This is a genomic window from uncultured Alistipes sp. (assembly GCF_902388705.1).
In the GTDB taxonomy this organism is placed as follows: domain Bacteria; phylum Bacteroidota; class Bacteroidia; order Bacteroidales; family Rikenellaceae; genus Alistipes.
The window spans coordinates 1-21,208 of sequence record NZ_CABMQJ010000026.1 but is presented as its reverse complement, the minus strand read 5'-3'; the positions used below and the strand labels follow the sequence as shown (position 1 = coordinate 21,208).

The following is a 21,208-nucleotide window of genomic DNA, read 5'->3' as shown; positions in this document are numbered from 1 at the left end:
GACAGCTATGAATACGACCGAAAAGATTAAAGCCGGGGAACAGCCCGCTCCCTGTATCACGGGGTCGCAGGCCCTCATCGAATCGTTCCTGCGCGAGGGGGTCGATACCCTTTTCGGGTATCCCGGAGGCGCGATCATTCCCGTATACGACGCCCTTTACGACTACCGCGACCGCCTGCGCCACATCCTTGTCCGCCATGAACAGGGCGCCGTGCACGCCGCACAGGGCTACGCCCGCGTGAGCGGCCGCGTCGGGGTGTGCCTGGTCACCTCCGGCCCCGGGGCTACGAATACCGTGACCGGACTGGCCGACGCGCTGATGGACTCCACGCCGCTGGTGCTCGTGACCGGGCAGGTGGGCTCGTCGCTGCTGGGCACCGATGCATTCCAGGAAACCAATTTCGTGGGCATCACGCAGGCCGTTACCAAGTGGAACTGCCAGGTCAAGCGTACCGAAGATATTCCCGGGGCGATTGCCAAGGCGTTCTATATCGCCCGCTCGGGGCGTCCGGGGCCTGTAGTCGTCGACATTACCAAGGACGCGCAGTGCGGGACGGCGCCTTTCCGCTACGAGAAAATCACCTCCATCCGCAGCTACGTTCCCGCGACCGTGCCCGATGAGGCCGGTATCGCCGAGGCGGTGCGGCTCATCGACGCGGCGCAGCGTCCGCTGGTGATGGTGGGACAGGGCGTCATCCTCGGGAACGCCGAGGCCGAAATGCGCGCTTTCCTCGAAAAGAGCGGCATGCCGGCGGCCTCGACGCTGCTGGGGCTGTCGGCCCTGCCGAGCGATTTGCCGCAGTACGTCGGCATGCTGGGCATGCACGGCAACTACGGGCCCAACATCAAGAATCGGGAGTGCGACCTGCTGGTCGCCGTGGGCATGCGTTTCGACGACCGCGTGACGGGAAACCCCGCCGCGTTCGGCGCCAATGCGAAGATTATCCACCTGGAGATAGACCCGGCCGAGATAGATAAAATCGTACATGCCGACGTGGCGCTGGTCGGCGACGTGAAACAGACCCTTCCGCTGCTGACGGCGCGGATTCGGGCCGCCGAACACGGGGCGTGGATCGAAGGCTTCCGCGCCTGCGACAAGGTCGAATACGAGGCGGTAATCAGGAAAGCCCTTGCCCCGGGCGGAGGCCGTATCCGCATGGGCGAGGCGGTCGATGCGGTGGCCCGCGCCTACGACAACGACGCCGTGCTGGTGACCGACGTGGGACAGCAGCAGATGTTCGCCGCGCGCTACTTCGGGTTCCGCCGCAGCCGCAGCATGGTGACTTCGGGCGGGCTCGGGACGATGGGCTTCGGGCTCCCGGCGGCCATCGGCGCCAAACTGGGAGCTCCCGAGCGCGAGGTGTGCCTCTTTGCCGGCGACGGCGGCCTGCAGATGACCATTCAGGAGCTGGGTACGATTTTCCAGTCGCAAATCGCGGTGAAAATCGTCCTGCTGAACAACTCGTTCCTCGGCATGGTGCGGCAGTGGCAGGATCTTTTTTACGACCGCCGCTATTCGTTCACCGAGCTGGCGAATCCCGATTTCGGGCTGATTGCACGCGGCAACGGCATCGCCTACCGTTGTGTCGAGCGGCGCGAGGAGCTCGCCGAAGCCGTGGCCGAAATGCAGGCCTGTGCGGGTGCCTTCCTGCTGGAGGTGCGTGTCGAAAGCGACGAGAATGTTTTCCCGATGGTGCCTGCCGGGGCGCCCGTATCGGCAATCCGACTGGAGTAAATCGAGCGACATATGGAACAGGAGTATATCATCACCGTTTTTTCGGAAAACAAAGTGGGTCTGCTGAGCCAGATCACCACGGTCTTCACCTGCCGCAACGTCAACATCGAGAGCCTGACGACCTCCGAGTCGGCGCTGGCGGGCATTCACAAGTTCACGATTGTCGTGCGCACCGAAGCCGACCGGGTCGAGAAACTCGCCCGCCAGGTCGAAAAGCGAATCGACGTGCTGAAAGTGTTCGTCTACACGGCCGGGGAGGTCGTGCAGCAGGAGATCGCCCTTTACAAGGTGACCCGCAGCCGCAACGTCGAGAAGCTCGTGCGTGAGCACAATGTCCGCATCCTGGAGATAGACGACGACTATATCGTCGTCGAGAAGACCGGGCACAAGGCAGAAACGCAGGCGCTGTTCCGGCTGCTGCAGCCCTACGGCGTGCAGCAGTTCGTGCGCAGCGGCACGGTAGCCATCATCAAGTCGCGGCGCGAGCTGCTGAACGAGTACCTCGAGGAGCTCGAACGAATCAGGCAATAAACGAATTCAATACAAACTTTTAAACTTACAGAACTATGGCACAGATTAATTTCGGCGGCGTTGAAGAGAATGTCGTTACACGCGAGGAGTTTCCCCTGGAGAAAGCGCGCGAGGTACTGAAAAACGAAACCATCGCCGTAATCGGCTACGGCGTGCAGGGGCCGGGGCAGTCGCTCAACCTCAAGGACAACGGGTTCAACGTCATCGTAGGCCAGCGCGAGGGCAGCAAAAGCTGGGACAAGGCCGTTGCCGACGGCTGGGAGCCGGGCAAGACCCTTTTCGGAATCGAAGAGGCCGCCGAGCGCGCCACGATTATCCAGTACCTGCTGTCGGACGCGGGACAGATCGCCGTATGGCCGACCATCCGCAAACACCTCACGCCGGGCAAGGCGCTCTATTTCTCGCACGGATTCGGCATCACCTACAAGGAGCGCACGGGCATCGTGCCCCCGGCCGACGTCGACGTAATCCTGATTGCCCCCAAGGGCTCGGGCACTTCGCTGCGCCGCATGTTCCTGCAGGGCCGCGGCCTGAACTCGAGCTACGCGGTTTTCCAGGACGCTACGGGGCGCGCTTTCGAGCGTGTGGTGGCGCTGGGCATCGGCGTAGGTTCGGGCTACCTGTTCGAAACCGACTTCAAGCGGGAGGTGTATTCCGACCTGACGGGCGAGCGCGGTACGCTGATGGGTGCCATACAGGGTATTTTCGCCGCCCAGTACGATACGCTGCGTGCGAACGGACACACCCCTTCGGAGGCTTTCAACGAAACGGTCGAGGAGCTGACGCAGTCGCTCATGCCGCTGGTGGCCGAGAACGGCATGGATTGGATGTACGCCAACTGTTCGACCACCGCACAGCGCGGCGCGCTGGATTGGTGGAAGCGTTTCCGCGACGCGACGAAACCCGTCTTCGAGGAGCTTTACCGTGAGGTCGCCGCCGGCAACGAGGCCCAGCGGTCGATCGATTTGAACAGCAAGCCCGATTACCGCGAGAAACTCAACGAGGAGCTGCGCGAGATGCGGGAGAGCGAGATGTGGCAGACGGGCGCCGTGGTGCGCAAGCTCCGCCCCGAGAACAACTGATACCCCGGGCGCCGGCGGCTTTTTCATTCCGTTTAGCGCTCCGTCCGGTCGTATTCGCCGCCCCCGGCGTCGTTTGTGAGTCCGGCCTACCCCCAAACCCCCTGCCCCGGGCGGGGGCTTGGTGTCGCCGCCGCGGGATTTGCCCCGCGGGATGCAGGCGACCGGCAATTAACAGTTTTGTAACGTAATAATACAACAACAATCAATCTATGTGTGGTTTCGTAGGACTATTTGACATCAGGCAGAAATCGGATGCACTGCGTACGCAGGTACTGAAAATGTCGAAAAACATCCGGCACCGCGGCCCCGACTGGTCGGGGGTCTACTGTGGCGAGCGGGCGATTCTTTCCCACGAGCGGCTGTCGATCGTCGATCCCCAGTCGGGCGGACAGCCCCTTTTCAGCAGTGACGGGAAGCAGGTGCTGGCCGTCAACGGCGAGATTTACAACCATCAGGAGATTCGCGCCGAGCTGGCCGGGGAGTATGACTTCCGGACGGGTTCGGATTGCGAGGTGATCCTGCCGCTCTACCGGAAAATGGGCGTCGGACTGCTGGAGAAAATCAACGGCATTTTCGCTTTCGCGCTGTACGACATCGAGAAGGACGAATACCTGATTGCCCGCGACCCGATCGGCGTCATCCCGCTCTACATCGGCTGGGACAAGGACGAACAGTTCTATGTCGCCTCGGAGCAGAAAGCCCTCGAGGGGGTGTGCAGCACCATCCGGCCTTTCCTGCCGGGCCATTACTGGTCGAGCCGGGAAGGGAAAATGGTGCGCTGGTACAAACGCGACTGGTTCGAGTACGATGCGGTGAAAGACAACGGCGCCGACATTCAGGCGCTGCGCGCGGCGCTCGAAGCCGCCGTCAAGCGGCAGCTGATGTCCGACGTGCCTTACGGCGTGCTGCTCTCGGGCGGACTCGACTCGTCGATCATCTCGGCCATCGCCAAGAAGTATGCCGACCGCCGCGTCGAATCGAACGACCGCGACCGGGCGTGGTGGCCGCAGCTGCACTCGTTCGCCATCGGCCTGAAAGGGGCGCCCGACCTGGCGGCCGCCCGCAAAGTGGCCGACCATATCGGCACCGTCCACCACGAAATCAACTATACCGTGCAGGAGGGGCTGGATGCCGTGCGCGACGTGATTTACTTCATCGAAACCTACGACGTGACCACCGTGCGCGCCTCCACGCCGATGTACCTGCTGGCGCGCGTCATCAAGTCGATGGGTATCAAGATGGTGCTTTCGGGCGAGGGGGCGGACGAGATTTTCGGCGGCTACCTCTATTTCCACAAGGCTCCCGACGCGCGCGCCTTTCATGAGGAAACCGTGCGCAAGATAGGCAAGCTGCACCTTTACGACTGCCTGCGGGCCAACAAGTCGCTTTCGGCGTGGGGCGTCGAGGGGCGTGTGCCGTTTCTGGACAAGGAGTTCCTCGACGTGGCGATGCGCATCAACCCGGCGGCGAAGATGGCCGGGGACGGGCATATCGAGAAGTGGATTCTGCGCAAGGCTTTCGAGGACATGCTGCCCGCCGAAATCGTGTGGCGGCAGAAGGAGCAGTTCTCCGACGGCGTGGGCTACAACTGGATCGACACCCTCAAGCAGCTCACCGCCGAAGCGGTTTCCGACCGCGAGATGGAGCATGCCGCGGAGCGTTTCCCGATTAATCCGCCCCGCAACAAGGAGGAGTATTACTACCGTACGATTTTCGAGGAGCACTTCCCGTCGCATACTGCGGCGCAGTGCGTGCCCTCGGTGCCTTCCGTTGCGTGCAGCACGGCCGAGGCGCTGGCCTGGGACAAGGCGTTCCGCGACATGAACGAACCCTCGGGCCGTGCGGTGCTGGGCGTGCACAACACCGATTTGGCGCACGGATAATCCGGGACGGATTCCCGGATATGAAACGGAGGCCCCGGCTCATCGAGCCGGGGCCTCCGTTTCTTTCGCGGGCCGGGCGGAAGCTTCCGCCGCAGGTGTGACAGGCCGCAATGCTCCCGGAGTGTGGCCCGGGGCTTAAATCTGTGCGGCGATGAAGTCACCCACTTCGGTGGTCGAGCAGCGCCGCTCGCCCGGGGCCGCGAGGTCTTCGGTGACGACGCCTCCGGTGAGGGCGCAATCGACGGCTGCGCGCACGGCGCGGCCCTCGGCGTCGAGTCCGAGGTGCTCGAGCAGCATGGCGGCCGAGAGAATGGTCGCCATCGGATTGGCGATGTTTTTGCCCGCAGCCTGGGGATAGGAGCCGTGAATCGGTTCGAAGAGCGCCACGTCCGACCCGACGCTCGCCGAGGGGAGCATGCCGAGCGAACCGCTGATGACGCTGGCTTCGTCGGTGAGGATGTCGCCGAACATGTTCTCGGTGACGATGACGTCGAAATGGGTCGGCTGCCGGACAATCTGCATCGCGGCGTTGTCCACGAACATGAATTCCACCTCCACATCGGGGTATTGGCCGGCCAGCCCCTGTGCGACCTCCCGCCACAGGCGCGAGGTTTCGAGCACGTTGGCCTTGTCGACGACCGTCAGGTGCCGCCGCCGGCTCATGGCCAGCCGGAATGCCACGTGCAGTACCCGTTCGATTTCGGCGCGCGTGTAGGTGCAGGTGTCGAAAGCCTCCGTTCCCGCTTCGTTGCGGCCCTGCGGGCGGCCGAAGTAGATGCCGCTCGTCAGTTCGCGCACGCAGATGAAGTCGGTGCCGCGCACCACGTCGGCCTTGAGCGGCGAGCGGTCGGCGAGCGTGTCGAACAGTGCGATGGGCCGCAGGTTGGCGAAAAGCCCCAGCGATTTGCGCATGCGCAGCAGCCCCTGCTCGGGACGTACGGGCGATTTGGGGTTGTTGTCGTATTTCGGGTCGCCGATGGCCCCGAACAGCACGGCATCGGCTTCGAGGCAGATGCGGTGCGTCCGGTCGGGATAGGGGTCGCCGGTGGCGTCGATGGCGCAGGCGCCTACCAGCGCTTCGCGGTATTCGAAATGGTGTCCGAATTTTTCCGCTACACGGTTCAACACTTTCGTGGCCTCGGCGATAATCTCGGGGCCGATGCCGTCGCCGGCTAAAAGGGCTATGTTAACATCCATGGTCGTTGTAATTTATTTCGATTATGTTCAGCATCTTGATGGTCGCCTTGATGGCGGCTTCGGTCTGGTCGGCGTCCAGCCCCCGTGTCTTGAAGACTTTGCCGGCCATCTCCCAGGTGATGATTGTCTGCACGAAGGCATCGGTGCGGCCGCCGGGCGGGATTGAAACGGTGTAGTTGCGCAGCATGGGGAACTCGCGTCCGAGCTGGTGCTTGTAAATTTGCCGCAGGGCCCGCATGAACGCGTCGTACTGGCCGTCGCCGGCCGAGGTCTGCTCGTACGCGCGGTCGTTGATTTCGATTTTGAGCGTAGCCACGGGATGCAGTCCCTGTGCGAGCGAGAGGCTGTAGTTGAGGATGCGGACGGGGTTTTCGGCCAGGTCGTAGCGGAGTATGTCGGCGATGATGTAGGGCAGGTCTTCGGTGGTCACCAGCTCTTTCTTGTCGCTCAACTCGACGACCCGTTCGGTCACCTTGCGCATCGAAGCCTCGTCGAGCTCGATGCCCAGCGCCTCGAGGTTTTTGAGGATGTTGGCCTTGCCCGAGGTCTTGCCCAGGGCGTATTCGCGCACGCGGCCGAACCGTTCGGGCAGCAATTCGTTGAAGTAGAGGTTGTTTTTGTTGTCGCCGTCGGCGTGGATGCCGGCGCACTGCGTGAAGACGCTTTCGCCGACGATGGGCCGGTTTGCGGGGATGCGGATGCCGGTGTAGGTTTCGACCATGCGGCTGACATGGTTGATTTTCCGCTCGTCGATGCCCGTCGCGCGGTGCAGGCGGTCGTGCAGGACGGCGACCGTGCTCGACAGGGGGGCGTTCCCGGCTCGTTCGCCCAAGCCGTTGATGGTTACGTGGACGCCGTGGAACCCGCCCCGGACGGCCGCCGCGGTATTGGCCACCGCGAGGTCGTAGTCGTTGTGCGCGTGGAAGTCGAAGCGCAGTTGGGGGTAGCGCTGCACCAGCTCACGGCAGAAACGCTCGGTGGCGTAAGGGTCGAGTACGCCCAGCGTATCGGGGCACATGAACCGCTGCACGGGAGCGTCGGCCAGTCCGTCGAGCATCGCATAGACGTATTCGGGCGAGTGCTGCATGCCGTTCGACCAGTCTTCGAGGTAGACGTTCACCTTCATTCCGCGGCCGACGGCGCGGTCGATCGTGGCGCGAACGTCGGCGAGGTGCTCACCGGGCGTGCGGCGCAGTTGTTCGCGGCAGTGTTTGAGCGACCCTTTGGTCAGCAGGTTCACCACGCGGCACCCCGCCTCGCCCAGCCAGTCGAGCGATACGCCGTCGTCGATGAATCCCAGCGCCTCTACGCGGTCGGTATATCCCTTGGAGGCGGCCCATTCGGCGATGCGCCGCACGGCTTCCTGCTCGCCGTTCGAAACCCGCGCCGAGGCGATTTCGATGCGGCTGACGCGCAGTTCCTCCAGCAGCAGCCGGGCGATGGAGAGTTTTTCACGGGCGTTGAAGGAAACGCCCGAGGTCTGCTCGCCGTCGCGCAGCGTGGTGTCCATTATTTCGACAGGGGGAAGCATCTTCGGGCTATTTGCGTCCGGCTTCGAACGTTGCGATTTGCTCCGAGATGCTGCACAGGTAGTCCACGTCGTCGTAGCCGTTCTGCAGGCAGCGCTTCTTGTAGGCGTCGATTTCGAACCGCTCGCTGCGGCCCGTGGCGCAGATGGTGAGCGTCTGGTTGTCCAAATCGACCGTGAAACGCGCCGCGGGGTCGGCGTCGACGGCAGCGAAGACCTCGGCGAGGAACTCCTCGCTTACCGTAATGGGCAGCAGGCCGTTGTTGAGGGCGTTGTTGCGGAAGATGTCGGCGAAGAAGCTCGACACCACCACGCGGAAGCCGTAGTCGGCGATGGCCCATGCGGCGTGTTCGCGCGAACTGCCGCAGCCGAAGTTGCGGCCTGCGACGAGGATTTTGCCCGCATAGCGGCCGTCGTTGAGCGGGAACGAGGCGACCTTTTGTCCCGCGGCGTCGTAGCGCCAGTCGCGGAAGAGGTTGTCGCCGAAGCCTTTGCGCTCGGTGGCTTTGAGGAAGCGCGCCGGGATAATCTGGTCGGTATCTATGTTTTCCACGCGGACGGGCACGGCCCCCGACGTGAAGGTTTCGAATTTGGGTATGGCCATATCGGTTTTGTTTTTTCGGCCCGGCTCCGGCAGCGGCCGCATTGCCGCGAAGCGGTTTGCAAATCCCTGTCCGGGGCTGGGGTTCGGGACGGTTTTTCCGACGACGCGGGCGGCGGCGGCAGTGATTGGCCGTCCGAAGCGGGGTTATCTGTTTTTATAATTCGAAGAATTTGCGCGGGTCTTCGATGCGGCCGCTTACGGCCGCCGCGGCGGCGACGGCGATGCCTGCGAGCAGGGTGCGCGCCCCGGGACCCTGCCGGCCCTCGAAATTGCGGTTCGAGGTCGAAACGCTGTACATGCCTGCCGGAATCTTGTCGGCGTTCATTGCCAGACAGGCCGAGCAGCCCGGCTGGCGGAGTTCGAAGCCCGCGGCGGCGAGGATTTTGTCCAGCCCCTCGGCCCGTGCGGCGGCTTCGACGCCTTTCGAGCCGGGGACAATCCATGCCGTGACACCTTCGGCCTTGCGGCGGCCTGCTACCAGTTTCGTAAAACGCCGCAGGTCTTCGATGCGGCCGTTGGTGCAGCTGCCGACGAAAACATAGTCGACAGGCTTGCCCAGCAGTTTTTCGCCGGGTTCGAATCCCATGTATTCCAGCGCTTTGGCATCTGCACCGGCGGGAATCGCCGCATCGACGGCCATGCCCATGCCGGGATTGGTGCCGTAAGTAATCATCGGGGCGATGTCGGCGGCGTCGAAACGGTACTCCTTGTCGAAGCGGGCGTCCGGGTCGCTGCAGAGGTCTTTCCAGCGGGCGACGGCCTCGTCGAACGCGGCCCCCTGCGGCGCGCGTTCACGGCCCCGGAGGTAGTCGAACGTGGTCTGGTCGGGAGCGATCATGCCGCCCCGCGCCCCGCACTCGATGCTCATGTTGCAGACGGTCATGCGGCCCTCCATCGAAAGCGACCGGATGGCTTCGCCCGCGAACTCGATGAAGTAGCCCGTGCCGCCCGAGGCGGTGAGCTGCGAGATGATGTAGAGGATGATGTCTTTGGCCTCGACGCCCCGACGCAGCGTTCCGTCGACCGTGATGCGCATGCTGCGCGGCCTGGACTGGATGATGCACTGGCTGGCGAAGACCATTTCGACCTCGGATGTACCCACGCCGAACGCCACGGCGCCCAGCGCTCCGTGCGTCGAGGTGTGGCTGTCGCCGCAGACGATGGTCATGCCCGGCTGCGTGAAGCCCAGTTCGGGGCCGATGATGTGCACGATGCCCTGGCGCGGGTTGCCCACGCCGAAGTGCTCGATGCCGAACTTGTCGCAGTTGGCCGCCAGCGCCTCGACCTGCCGCCGCGATTCGGGCTCGGCAATGGGCAGGTGCTGGTCGACGGTCGGGATGTTGTGGTCGGCCGTGGCGGTGATTTGCGCCGGGCGTGCCACGCCGATGCCGCGCCGTTCGAGCCCGGCGAAGGCTACGGGCGACGTCACCTCGTGTATGTACTGGCGGTCGATGTAGAGCACCGAGCGGCCGCCGTCCTCGGTGCGCACGGTGTGCGCATCCCAGATTTTGTCCAAAAGGGTTTTTCCCATCCTTATGCCTCCTTTTCTTTGCGTTCGGTTACGTTCAGTACGCGCAGTGCGTCGAGGAACGCCTCGATCGACGCCCGCGTGGTATCGGTGTGCGCCGCGAAGCCGTGTACGGTGCGGTTGCCGCACCGTACCTGTACGTGTACGCGGCCGACATCGTTCGACCCCCTGGTGATGGCCTGCATGAGGAACTCCATGAGCACCACCTTTTCGTTGATAAGGCTCTTGATGGCCGATACGGCCGCATCGACCGGGCCGTTGCCCGTGGCGATGGCCATGCGTTCGTGGTCGCCGAATTTCAGCACCACGGTAGCCGTCGGGACGAGCGTGCCGGTGGTGACCTGCAGGAATTTGAGCGATACGGTCTGCTGCTTCATGCGGTCGATGTCGCCCACGAGGTAGAGCAAATCGTAATCCTGAATCTCCTTTTTCCGGTCGGCCAGTTCGAGGAACTTGGCATAGGTTTCGTCCAACTCCTCCTGCGTGAGGTTATAACCTATCAGTTCGAGCCGGTGCACGAGTGCCGCGCGGCCGCTGCGGGCCGTCAGGGCGATGACCGACTCGTTGAGCCCGATGTCCTGCGGGTCGATGATTTCATAGGTCTGGCGGTCTTTCAGCACGCCGTCCTGGTGGATGCCCGACGAGTGGGCGAACGCGTTGCGGCCGACAATGGCCTTGTTGGGCTGCACGGGCATGTTCATCAGGCTCGACACGAGGTGCGAGGCCTTGGTAATGAGCCGTGCGTCGATATTCGTGTCAATGGCGATCTCCTTGTGGCAGCGCAGGGTCATCACCACCTCTTCGAGCGAGGTGTTGCCGGCCCGTTCGCCGATGCCGTTGATGGTCACCTCGGCCTGCCGCGCGCCGTTCAGGATACCGCTCAAGGTGTTGGCCGTTGCCATGCCCAAATCGTTGTGGCAGTGGGTGGAGATGATCGCCCGGTCGATGTTGGAAACGTGTTCGACGAGGTATTTGATTTTCGCGCCGTACTCGTGGGGCAGGCAGTAACCCGTGGTGTCGGGAATGTTGACCACCGTAGCGCCGGCCTTGATGACGGCTTCGATGACACGGGCGAGGTATTCGGGGTCGGCGCGTCCCGCGTCTTCGGCGTAGAACTCCACGTCCTCGACGTAGCGTTTGGCGTACTTCACCGCCTCGATTGCCGATTCGAGAATCTTCTCGGGCGTCGAGCGCAGCTTGTCGTAGATATGCTGGGGCGAAACGCCGATACCCGTGTGGATGCGTTTGTGTTTGGCCAGCCGCAGGGCGTCGGCGGCCACGTCGATGTCCTTTTTCACGGCGCGTGTCAGCGCGCAAATCGTCGGGGCCGAAACGGCCTTCGAAATCTCGAGTACGGAGTTGAAGTCCCCGGGGCTGGAGATCGGGAAACCCGCTTCGATAATGTCCACACCGAGGCTTTCCAGAAGTTTGGCGACTTCGATTTTCTCGGTGGTGTTCAACTGACAGCCCGGCACCTGCTCGCCATCACGGAGCGTGGTGTCGAAAATAAAGAGTTTTTCGCACATAGTCTGATAGTCTAACTAACCTTGGCAACAAATATATTAAAAATATTTGCGAATCCCTTCATGCTGCGTAAGTTTCGTTTGCCGTGTCGACCTTGTCGGAGTGCGGTTCTGCGGGTTTTTTATTACAGATTCGGCATTCGGGAAGAAGATATGACGAAAGTCCGGCGGGTTTCTGCGGGGAGAGCTTACAGATTATAACCGTTTGAAATTTGTCGTACGCCTGTCGATTTATTTCGGAAAATGATCCCCCGGGGCCGTTTTTTAGCGGATTGGGGATAAAAACCAACGGGCCGCTCCCGAAAGAACGGCCCGTTTCCGTAAATACGCTTATGGTTGTTTGTACTTACGCTTCGTTACTTCCTGCGCCGGATATTGTCGGAAACGGACTCTACCGTGCAGGGGCCGTCGTAGATTGCTCTGGCCGATGAGGTTACGCTGATTTTCAGGTGGTTCGAGCACCAGATGTCGGACTGTGCGAAGCCGGACGCCGTGATGTCGTAGTTTGCCACGCGCAGTTTCGGGGCAGAGAAAATGCCTGACGAAGAAGCGGTTACCTTGCCGCTCTCGACCGTCGCCTCGCCGTCGAGGACGATTCTGCCGAAGCCCGCGACCGTGGCGGTGAAAGACGATGCGGAGAACCTGCCGCGGATCGAGGCGCTGGAAGTCGCATCCAGGGTGGCCGTCTGGCAGTCGATCGCGCCGGAGAACTTCGCGAATCCCGAAGCGGAAATTTTCAGTCGGGGCGCCTTTACGGGGGCCTTGACCGAGCAGCTGCTCGACAGCCGGGCGTTGAATACGGGGGCTTCGACCGAGCCGGAGAAGTTGGCGAAGCCGCTCGCGTCGAACGTACACGTCCCCGTGCAGACGATTTGAGAGGAGATACGGCTGCTGCTCGACAGGTTCAGGTCGCTTTTGCCGCTGCGGATATTCCCCGAGAATTTCCCGAAGCCGCTGACGTTGAGCTGTAACGTTCCCGCCTCGATGTCGGTTTTTACGGAAGCGCTGCTCGAAACGTTTACCGAGATGTGCTCCCCTTTCATCGGCAGCAGGTTCGTGACGGTCGAGAAGCCCGATGCGGAGATGGCGTTCAATGCCGTCGAAGCGGGGAGAACGACCTTGACGGAGATGTTTTCCGTGCTGTTGGCGTCGATTCGGAATTTCAGTTTCCCGCCCTCGCGTTCCATGGAGAGGTAGTCGATTACGTTGTCGTTCGCCGTCACGCTGACGGTTTTGGCCGCGGGGCTGATGGTGATGTCGAACGACGACGATGCAGCGACGGCCGTGTAGTCGCCCGCCTTGCCCCAGTCCTGCGTCACCATGCGGGCGCTTCCCTTCAGGCGTTTGGGCATGCGGCTGCGGTCGATGGCCGCACGCTTGATGTTGGTGCCGATGTTGCCCTCGGTGTTATAGAGCCGGCGGATTTGCTCGGCGGTGAGCACGGCGGCGAATTTATCGACGTAGTCGCGTTTGACCTGCGCCGTGGCCGCGATGTTCGAGAGTTTGGTTTTCAGGCTGTTTCGCTGGGACGCCTCGTCCGTTCCCGGGGCTGTGCCGCCGGCGTCGACGGCTTTGTCGAGCGCCTCGCGGTAGGCTTTATAGAGCGGCTCGAACTCTTTGCGCTGGCGCGGGGAGAGCCCCAGTTCGCGGACGACCTGTTCGCGCGCTGCCTTGTTCAGCTCTTCGAGCGACTGGCTTTCCAGGGCGGCTTCTTCCGCCGCGTCGATGGCGGCGCGGGCATCCGCAACGGCCCGGACGATGTCGCTGCCGGAAGCTGCGGCCTTGCCTGCGGCGAGCGTAAGCAGGAGGGCGAGGAGGAAAGTAAGGAGCTGTTTCATATTTTCGTCGGTTTTAAAGTTGCTGGATGTAAAGGATGTCGTCGTAATTCTCCGCAGCGGCCTGCCGCAGGGTTTCGGCCGGGGTCGTGGCGAGCATCTGCTCGAGGTCGGGGGCCGGAGTGCCGGCGCTGCCGCGGTATTGGGTGAGAACCAGTCCGGCGAGAAGGAGGACCGCGGCGGCGGTAGCCGCTGCCGCCAGGTATATCCGGCGTGCGCGGCGCGGCGCAGGTGCGGGCCGTACGGTGGTGCGGCTGCGGATACGCTCGTGCAGCGTTTCGAGGCTCTGCGGCGGAAGGTCGTAAGGCAGTTCCCTGCCGATATTTTCGAAATCGTGGTTCATAGTTCCCGTGTTAATTTCTCTTTCAGTTTCTGTACCGCATGGTGGTAGTTGACCTTGAGCGTCTGTTCGCGCTGGCCCAGCACGCGGGCGATTTGTTCGTAGGGCATCCGGTCGTAATAGCGGAGGTTGAAAACCAGCCGCTGTTTGAGCGGCAATTCCAGTATCGCCTGCTGGAAGCGCACCAGCGTCCGGTCGGCGTCCTCGCCGCATTCGTCCGCCACACGGCCCGCCAGCGAGCGGCTCACCTCGTCGAGCGAAGTGAAGAGCCCCGGCCTGCGCCGCCGGAGCAGCGTCAGGGCCGTATTCGTGGTGATGCGGTAGAGCCATGCCCCCAATTCGCCGTCGCCGCCCCGGAAAGAGCCGATTTTGTCGTAGGCCCGGACGAAGGTTTCCTGCACCACGTCCTCGGCGTCCTCGTGGACGACCACCAACCGCCGTGCATGCCAGTAGAGCGGGCGGAGGTACTCCCCGACTAACCCGTCGAACGCGCCGCGCCGGGTTTCGGGGTCGCGCAGCGCGGTGAGCTCTTTGCCGGGTATGTCGCGGGTCTTCTCCATGGGTTTGCATATAAGACGCATTAAAGTAGCGAAAGTTAAATCCGAAACCGAAATTTTTCTCCCGAAAAGGAATTTTTCCTCCCTGATTTTTGATTCTTAAGAATTTACCTTATCTTTGCCGTCCGAAACAGGCGGAATTGGGATGCGGCCCGCGAGGCCGTGTTGAGAACCGCCGCAGGTAACACATTAAAAAACAAATTGCTATGAAAACCATTTCTGTAAAGGCCGTTAAGCGTGACGAGTACGGCAAGAAAGCGGCCAAGGCCGTGCGCCGCGAGGGTATGGTACCCTGCGTATTGTCGGGCAACGGCGAGTCGGTCGCCTTTTCGGTAGACCCCCGCGAGATCAAACCCCTGATCTACACCCCCAACTCCTATATCGTCGAGTTCGACGTCGACGGCAAGAAAGAGCAGGCCGTACTGCGCGAGGCACAGTTCCACCCCGTGCGCGAGGAGATTCTGCACCTCGATTTCTACCGTATCGCTGCGGGCAAGCCCGTTTCGATTGCCATTCCGGTACGCCTGACGGGTAACGCCGAAGGTGTGAAAGTCGGCGGTAAGCTGGCCCTGTCGGCCCGCAAGCTCATCGTGAGCGCGCTGGTCGAGAACCTGCCCGACGAACTGGTCGTGGACGTGACCGAACTGGGCGTCGGCAAGACCATCTTCGTAGGCGACCTGGAGTTCGAGAACCTGAAGTTCGTTACCCCCGCCACGACGGCTGTCTGCGCAGTCCGCGTAACCCGTGCATCGCGCGGTGCTGCCGAGGCTGCGGCGAAATAGTCGCTGACGGCGTATGAAATACTTAATTGTTGGGCTGGGAAATATCGGCGCCGAATATGCCGGGACCCGACACAACATCGGATTCAACGTGTTGGACGCCCTTGCAGGGGCGTCCAACGCTGTTTTTACCACGGCGCGTTACGGCGATGTGGCCGAACTGAAACACAAGGGCCGCACGCTGATTCTGCTGAAACCCTCGACCTACATGAACCTTTCGGGCAAAGCCGTCCGCTATTGGATGGAGGCCGAGAAAATCGCCCCGGAGAACCTGCTGGTCATCTCCGATGATATCGCGCTGCCGTTCGGCACGCTGCGCATGCGGCCCCGGGGCAGCGCCGGAGGCCATAACGGACTGAAGAATATCGCCGAGCTGCTGGGCACGGAGGATTTTGCGCGGATGCGTTTCGGCGTGGGCGGCGATTTCCCCAAGGGCCACCAGGTCGACTATGTGCTGGGCGAGTGGTCGGACGAGGAGGCGAAAGCGCTGCCCGAGCGGTTGAAGGTCTTCGGCGATGCGGTACTTTCGTTCGCGACCATCGGGCTGGAGCGCACGATGAATTTCTTCAACAAGAAATAGACGAACATTTGATAAGGGCCGTAGGCTCGAAACACAGAAACGGACAATATATCGTGCTTGCATGATACTTTGTCCGTTTCTGCATTTTCTCCCGCAGAGATTTTCAAATGTTCGTCAGCTCCGCTGCAGAAATCACGCCGTGTGCCATGCGCGCAGCGAATGCGGCATAATTTCGGGGCATGCGGGGGTTTCGGGCAGTATGCCTTTATTCTTCTATTCCTCTTCGTCGTAATAGATTTCGTCCATCAGCCCGTCCAGTTCGCGGCGCTCCTTTTTTGTCGGGCGGCCCGTGCCCCGGTCGCGGAATACGAAAATCGTTTCACGGGGGACGTTCAGTTTGTCCAGCTCCTCCTGCGGCGTGATGTTGAGGCAATACATGGGAACGTTCTTGGCCGGCTGGCGGCTCGATACGAGGTCGAGTACCTTGTATGAATAGGTTACCTGCATTTTGCGGACGGCGATTACGTCGCCGATTTTCACTTCGCGCGAGGGTTTGGCGAAAGAGCCGTTCACCGTGACTTTGTTGTTGCGGACTGCGTCCGCGGCGTCGCTGCGGGTCTTGAACACCCGCACGGCCCAAAGGTATTTGTCGAGTCTGATGTCGTCCATATCGTTATTTTTCGTAAATCGATTCGCTGCGGGGCGTGTCGTGCGACTGTTCGTCGTTCTGGCGGCTGACGCTCAGAATCATGCCCAGCGCAATGGTGGTGAAGATTGTCGACGAACCGCCGCGCGAAATCAGCGGCAGGGTCTGCCCCGTTTCGGGTATCAGGTTGACCGTCACCATGATATGCAGCAGCGCCTGGCAGGTTATCAGCAGCGCCAGCCCGAGTACGAGCAGTCCCGGGAAGGCCGTTCCGCAGCGGCGGAATATCTCGATGCCCCGGAAGAAGACCCACAGGTAGAGCATCAGCAAGGCCAGTGCCAGGACGATGCCGTACTCCTCGACGAAAAAGGCGTAGGCGTAGTCGCTCTCGGGGTGAATCATCTCCACGCGCATGGCGCTCTGCCCGGCTCCCTCGCCGAAGACGCCGCCGTTGTGGATGGCTATCATCGAACGTTCGGTGTCGGTGAGGTGCTCGATGGGCTTCTCGGTCTGCGAGCGGGTCCAGAGGTGTATCCATGTCGAAACGCGTCCCTCGGCGGTTTCGCTGCGCCCGAGGTTGAGCGTCATGATGAGGACGATGCCGATGCCGGCCAGGCCGACGAGTTTCATCAGTTCGCCGAAGCGGACGCGGCCGATGAGCATCATGACCCACGAGGCGAGGAATACCAGCACGGCCGACGAGGTGTGGGCCGGGAAAATCACGGCGCAGGATACCACGACCGGCATCAGGATGGGCCACGTGCCCTCGCGCCAGATGCGGCGCTGCTCGCGCGACGAGCGCCACGTCCAGAATTTGAGCGACGGGACGATGCGTATTTTGTCGATTTTCGACTGCCGTCCGGCCAGCTGCCGTGCGAGGAACAGCACGGTGGCGACTTTCAGCGCCTCGGAGGGCTGGAACTGGAACGGCCCGAGGGGTATCCAGCGGGCGGCGCCGTTGGTCGTGGCGCCGATGAAATAGACAGCGACGGTGAGTGCGACCGACAGGAAATAAACCGGGCGGGAGAAAAGGTTGTAGATACGGCAGTTGATTTTCTGCACGGCGACCAGGACGACGAGGCTGACGACGAGGATCATCAGCTGCTGGCGCAGGAAATGCGCCGTCGTGCGCGCCGTATGGGCGTCGTAGGCCATCTTGGCCGTCGACGAATAGACCACCAGCACCGAGATTACGGCCAGCGTGGCTACGATGATCCACAGTACGCGGTCGCCCGTGAAAAAGCGGAAGCGGGGTTTTCCCGGGGTTTCGGTTTCGCCCCGGGGCGCTTCGGCGTCGCCTGTGCCGGCGTCGCGCGCCGCATTTCCGCTGCGCGCCGAGGCCCGTCCGCGTATGGATGCCGTACCCTCCCTGCGGGCGGCTCCGGCTGCCGTTTCGGCCGCCGTCTGCTCCCAGGGTTCCGCCACGCCCTGCTGCGTATCCTGTGCGTATTTCCGTTCGCCGGGTTTCATCGTCTTATGCCTTTTCGTTTACCCACGCCTTGAACAGTTCGCCGCGGTTTTCGTAGTTCTTGAAGAGGTCGAAGCTCGCGCAGGCAGGCGACAGGAGCACCGCGTCGCCGGCTTTGGCGGCGGCTTTGGCGGCCTGCATCGCGGCGTCGAGCGAAGAGGTGGAGATTATCTCGGGAACCACGCCCGTGAACTCTTTCACCAGTTTGGCGTTGTCGACGCCCATGCAGACGAGCGTGTGCACCTTTTCACGGGCGAAGCCTTTGAGCGGGGCGTAGTCGTTGCCTTTGTCCGTGCCTCCTGCAATCCACACCACAGGTCGCGTCATGCTCTCCAGGGCATAGAATACCGAGTCGACGTTGGTGGCTTTCGAATCGTTGATCCACAATACGCCGCCGGCCTCCCGGACGGGTTCGAGGCGGTGTTCCACGGGTGCGAAAGCGTAGAGCGAGCGGCGCACCTTCGCCGGGGCGACGCCCGCCGCGAGGGTCGCGAGGGCCGCTGCCATGGCGTTGTAGGCGTTGTGCAGACCTTTGATTTGCATCTTGCCGGTGTCGATTTCGACCGACTCCCTGCCGACGGCCGCCGTGAATTTCCCGTCGCACAGGAATGCGTCGCCCGCACCGCTCGCCACGGCGTTTTTCGCCGCAAAGGGAAGCTGCCTCATGCGCAGGTCGTATTTGGGAAGCTGCTGCCAGATTACCTCGTCGTCGCCCGAGTAGACGAAAAAGTCGCGCGAAGTCTGGTTCTGCGTGATGCGCATCTTCGAATCGACGTAGTTCTGGAAGCAGTGGTCGTAGCGGTCGAGGTGGTCGGGCGTGATGTTCATCAGCACGCCGATATGGGCGCGGAACCGGTACATGCCGTCCAGTTGGAACGAACTCAACTCCAGGACGTACCAGTCGTAATCGCCCGTGGCCACGGAGTAGGCGAAACTCTCGCCGATGTTGCCGCCGAGTGCGACGTTCATTCCGGCGTCGCGCATAATCTTGTATATGAGCGATGTGGTGGTGGTTTTGCCGTTCGATCCGGTGATGCAGATGCATTTGGCACGGCCCAGGTAACGGCCTGCGAACTCCATCTCGGAGATTACCGGAATGCCCGCCGCGCGGAGCTTTTGCACCAAGGGCGCTGTGTCGGGGATGCCCGGCGATTTGACGACCTCCTGTGCCGTGAGGATGCGATCTTCGGAGTGGCCGCCCTCCTCGTAGGGTACCTCCCATTCGTCGAGTTTGGTTTTGTAGCGGTCGGCGATTTTCCCCGTGTCGGAGAGGAATACGTCGAACCCTTTCTTTTTGGCGAGGATTGCGGAGCCGTAGCCGCTGATGCCTCCGCCCAGAACTGCGATGCGTTTCATCTGTATTTTTAGTTTTTGTCCCAGTTTCAGTCGAAGAAAATTCCCGGGTATGCCGCATTCGGGGCGGCGCATTCGGATTCGGGCCATCCGGCTTTCACCTGCCCGAAGTCCAACATCCGGTCGCACGCTTGGCGGACGGCGATCCTGCGCAGGTCTTCGAGCCCGGCGGCCCCGGCGTTCGAGGCAGTTTCCCGTTTGGGGTAGAGCGTGTATGCCTCCGGTCCGTCGTCCGGGGATGTTCGGGCCCGGCGGTCGCGTACCGCCGGGTCGGGCGACTGCGTGGCGGCGCGTCCCGTCAATCCGGCCGAAAGTGCCGGGTAGGGTTCCGGGATTCGTGGGCGCACCGTTTGCCGTGACGGCTGCCCGTGGAAGGCGGTCGCGAGCAGGGCGGTGGCGGTGAGGCGGATGCGGTGCATGGAGCGGGGATTAACGGATTTTGAGCGTTACGAGGGTGATGGCCGCCAGCAGCAGCGAAATGATCCAGAAGCGGAGGACGATTTTGGTTTCGAACTGTCCCTTTTTCTGGAAATGGTGGTGTACGGGGGCCATCAGCAGCAGGCGCCGGCCTTCGCCGCACTTGCGTTTGGTGTATTTGAAATACCCGACCTGCATCATTACCGAGAAACTCTCGATGAGGAATATGCCGCACAGCAGCGGCAGGAGCAGCTCCTTGCGGATGCAGAGGGCGAAGACGGCGATGATGCCGCCGATGGACAGCGAGCCCGTGTCGCCCATGAATATCTGCGCCGGGAACGAGTTGTACCACAGGAAGCCGACCAGCGCACCGGCGAAAGCCGCCGCGAAGACGACCAGCTCGCCGCTGTCGGGAATGTACATGATGTTGAGGTAGTCGGCGTAGACGATGTGCCCCGAGAGGTAGGCCAGCACGCCGAGCACGGCTACAATCGGGACGGAAACGCCCGTGGCCAGGCCGTCGAGCCCGTCGGTGAGGTTGGCGCCGTTCGATACGGCCGTGACGACGAAAATCGCCACCAGCACGTACAGCAGCCATGTCGCGGCGCTGGTTTCGCCCGTGAGCCACCCGTAGTCGAATTCGTTGTCCTTGATGAAGGGAATGGTGGTTTTGGTCGTCTTGGCGCTTTCGGTGCTGATGACCACGTTCCGCTGTACGGTTTCGAGCACCGAGCCGTCGGGGTTCATGTAGACCGTCTGCGTGGGTTGCGTGATTTTTTCGCGGACGACGATCTGGGGCGAGAGCCACATCGTCGTGCCGACGATGATGCCCAGGCCGACCTGCCCCACGATTTTGAAGCGGCCCTTGAGCCCCTCCTTGTTGTGGCGGAAAACCTTGATATAGTCGTCCAGCCCGCCGATCAGCCCCAGCCAGACGGTCGAAACGATCATCAGCTGGATGTAGATGTTGTCCAGCCGCCCGAACAGCAGGATGGGGACGAGAATCGCCAGCAGGATAATCACGCCGCCCATCGTGGGGGTGCCGCGTTTCTGGAGCTGTCCCTCGAGCCCGAGGTCGCGGACCTCTTCGCCGATCTGCTTGCGGCGCAGGAAGTCGATGATTTTGCGGCCGAAGATGATGACGATGAGCAGCGCGAGAATGATAGCCGCCGCCGAACGGAACGAAATGTACTGGAACATGCCCGATCCGGGCAGGTTGTAGGCTTCGTCCAAATACTTGAAAATGTAATAGAGCATTCTATAAAGTCGGTTAATAATGATTCGTATGTTTCTGTGCCCCCGCCGGCCCTATCGCACGACTCCGGGCCGTGTTTACAACTCCGTGCCGTCTCGGTATCGCCTTTCAGGAGGGGACTCATCGCCGTGCGGCCGGAATGGCGGGCCTGCCCGGCCATCGGTTTATCGCAGCGCTCCGAACGCTTTGCGCACCTGCTCCCGGTCGTCGAAAGGATGCTTTACGTCGCCGATGATCTGGTAGGTTTCGTGTCCCTTGCCTGCGATGAGCAGGATGTCGCCCGGCGCGGAGAGCATCACGGCCGTGCGGATGGCCTCGGCGCGGTCGGCGATGCGCAGGAAGCGCGTGCCGGGGTCGAGGCCGGCAGCCATCTCGTCGAGGATTGCCTCGGGCGATTCGTGGCGCGGGTTGTCCGAGGTGAAGATGG

Annotated in this window: 19 protein-coding genes and 1 pseudogene; 6 read left to right on the top strand and 14 right to left on the bottom strand. The window is 62.1% G+C overall.

From position 1 onward, the window contains the following. Window positions 1-7 precede the first annotated feature (7 nt). The 4 genes from ilvB (at window position 8) to asnB (ending at window position 5,231) form a co-directional block, all read left to right on the top strand. Entirely contained in the window at window positions 8-1,735 is a 1,728-nt protein-coding gene (gene ilvB / locus QZT71_RS07825) for a biosynthetic-type acetolactate synthase large subunit (protein ID WP_295914747.1), read from the top strand. Window positions 1,736-1,747: 12 nt separating this feature from the next. Next, window positions 1,748-2,266, top strand: coding sequence for an acetolactate synthase small subunit (ilvN, locus tag QZT71_RS07820; RefSeq protein WP_295914744.1), 519 nt, complete (start codon window positions 1,748-1,750; stop codon window positions 2,264-2,266). 35 nt (window positions 2,267-2,301) lie between these two features. Further along, window positions 2,302-3,348 carry a ketol-acid reductoisomerase gene (ilvC, locus tag QZT71_RS07815; RefSeq protein ID WP_295914741.1) on the top strand — a complete coding sequence of 349 codons (1,047 nt, stop codon included), beginning with the start codon at window positions 2,302-2,304 and terminating at the stop codon, window positions 3,346-3,348. 209 nt (window positions 3,349-3,557) lie between these two features. After that, complete coding sequence (gene asnB, locus QZT71_RS07810) at window positions 3,558-5,231, top strand: asparagine synthase B (protein ID WP_295914738.1); 1,674 nt, start codon at window positions 3,558-3,560, stop codon at window positions 5,229-5,231. A 135-nt stretch (window positions 5,232-5,366) separates the two neighbouring features. On the opposite strand, the gene leuB is transcribed toward asnB, so the two are convergent. The 8 genes from leuB to QZT71_RS07770 all read right to left on the bottom strand — a co-directional run bounded on the left by leuB (window position 5,367) and on the right by QZT71_RS07770 (window position 14,346). Next, on the bottom strand, window positions 5,367-6,428 hold the full coding sequence (leuB, locus tag QZT71_RS07805; RefSeq protein WP_295914736.1) for a 3-isopropylmalate dehydrogenase: 1,062 nt from the start codon (window positions 6,426-6,428) through the stop codon (window positions 5,367-5,369). Continuing rightward, window positions 6,418-7,959 carry an alpha-isopropylmalate synthase regulatory domain-containing protein gene (locus QZT71_RS07800; protein ID WP_295914733.1) on the bottom strand — a complete coding sequence of 514 codons (1,542 nt, stop codon included), beginning with the start codon at window positions 7,957-7,959 and terminating at the stop codon, window positions 6,418-6,420. The genes leuB and QZT71_RS07800 overlap by 11 nt, the downstream gene beginning before the upstream one ends. A 7-nt stretch (window positions 7,960-7,966) precedes the next feature. Next, a complete protein-coding gene (gene leuD, locus QZT71_RS07795) occupies window positions 7,967-8,560 on the bottom strand; it encodes a 3-isopropylmalate dehydratase small subunit (RefSeq protein ID WP_295914730.1) in 594 nt (197 codons plus the stop codon). Window positions 8,561-8,714: 154 nt separating this feature from the next. Then, window positions 8,715-10,091, bottom strand: a complete 1,377-nt coding sequence (gene leuC / locus QZT71_RS07790; RefSeq protein WP_295914729.1) for a 3-isopropylmalate dehydratase large subunit — start codon at window positions 10,089-10,091, stop codon at window positions 8,715-8,717. Window positions 10,092-10,093: 2 nt separating this feature from the next. Continuing rightward, complete coding sequence (locus QZT71_RS07785) at window positions 10,094-11,614, bottom strand: 2-isopropylmalate synthase (protein ID WP_295914727.1); 1,521 nt, start codon at window positions 11,612-11,614, stop codon at window positions 10,094-10,096. A gap of 353 nt (window positions 11,615-11,967) precedes the next feature. Next, window positions 11,968-13,449, bottom strand: coding sequence for a DUF2807 domain-containing protein (locus tag QZT71_RS07780; RefSeq protein ID WP_295914725.1), 1,482 nt, complete (start codon window positions 13,447-13,449; stop codon window positions 11,968-11,970). A 13-nt stretch (window positions 13,450-13,462) separates the two neighbouring features. Then, window positions 13,463-13,789: a hypothetical protein gene (locus QZT71_RS07775; protein ID WP_295914722.1), complete on the bottom strand. Its 327-nt coding sequence runs from the start codon at window positions 13,787-13,789 to the stop codon at window positions 13,463-13,465. Beyond that, window positions 13,786-14,346: a sigma-70 family RNA polymerase sigma factor gene (locus QZT71_RS07770; protein ID WP_295914721.1), complete on the bottom strand. Its 561-nt coding sequence runs from the start codon at window positions 14,344-14,346 to the stop codon at window positions 13,786-13,788. Before QZT71_RS07770 ends, QZT71_RS07775 begins: the two co-directional genes overlap by 4 nt. A gap of 203 nt (window positions 14,347-14,549) precedes the next feature. Between QZT71_RS07770 and QZT71_RS07765 the strand changes: the two genes are divergently transcribed. Beyond that, window positions 14,550-15,125, top strand: coding sequence for a 50S ribosomal protein L25/general stress protein Ctc (locus tag QZT71_RS07765; protein WP_295914719.1), 576 nt, complete (start codon window positions 14,550-14,552; stop codon window positions 15,123-15,125). Window positions 15,126-15,138: 13 nt separating this feature from the next. Continuing rightward, window positions 15,139-15,702, top strand: coding sequence for an aminoacyl-tRNA hydrolase (gene pth, locus QZT71_RS07760; RefSeq protein ID WP_295914717.1), 564 nt, complete (start codon window positions 15,139-15,141; stop codon window positions 15,700-15,702). 213 nt (window positions 15,703-15,915) lie between these two features. Here pth and QZT71_RS07755 read toward each other — a convergent pair whose 3' ends face one another. The 6 genes and pseudogenes from QZT71_RS07755 to QZT71_RS07730 all read right to left on the bottom strand — a co-directional run. After that, on the bottom strand, window positions 15,916-16,311 hold the full coding sequence (locus tag QZT71_RS07755; RefSeq protein WP_295914714.1) for an RNA-binding S4 domain-containing protein: 396 nt from the start codon (window positions 16,309-16,311) through the stop codon (window positions 15,916-15,918). A 4-nt stretch (window positions 16,312-16,315) separates the two neighbouring features. Continuing rightward, window positions 16,316-17,758, bottom strand: a complete 1,443-nt coding sequence (locus tag QZT71_RS07750; protein ID WP_295914713.1) for an FtsW/RodA/SpoVE family cell cycle protein — start codon at window positions 17,756-17,758, stop codon at window positions 16,316-16,318. Window positions 17,759-17,762: 4 nt separating this feature from the next. Next, window positions 17,763-19,112: a UDP-N-acetylmuramoyl-L-alanine--D-glutamate ligase gene (gene murD, locus QZT71_RS07745; protein ID WP_295914710.1), complete on the bottom strand. Its 1,350-nt coding sequence runs from the start codon at window positions 19,110-19,112 to the stop codon at window positions 17,763-17,765. Between the two features lie 26 nt (window positions 19,113-19,138). Then, window positions 19,139-19,528, bottom strand: a complete 390-nt coding sequence (locus tag QZT71_RS07740) for a hypothetical protein (protein WP_295914709.1) — start codon at window positions 19,526-19,528, stop codon at window positions 19,139-19,141. A 10-nt stretch (window positions 19,529-19,538) separates the two neighbouring features. Next, a complete protein-coding gene (mraY, locus tag QZT71_RS07735) occupies window positions 19,539-20,783 on the bottom strand; it encodes a phospho-N-acetylmuramoyl-pentapeptide-transferase (protein WP_295914707.1) in 1,245 nt (414 codons plus the stop codon). 162 nt (window positions 20,784-20,945) lie between these two features. Beyond that, window positions 20,946-21,208: pseudogene (locus QZT71_RS07730) on the bottom strand (UDP-N-acetylmuramoyl-L-alanyl-D-glutamate--2,6-diaminopimelate ligase); the annotation flags it as partial.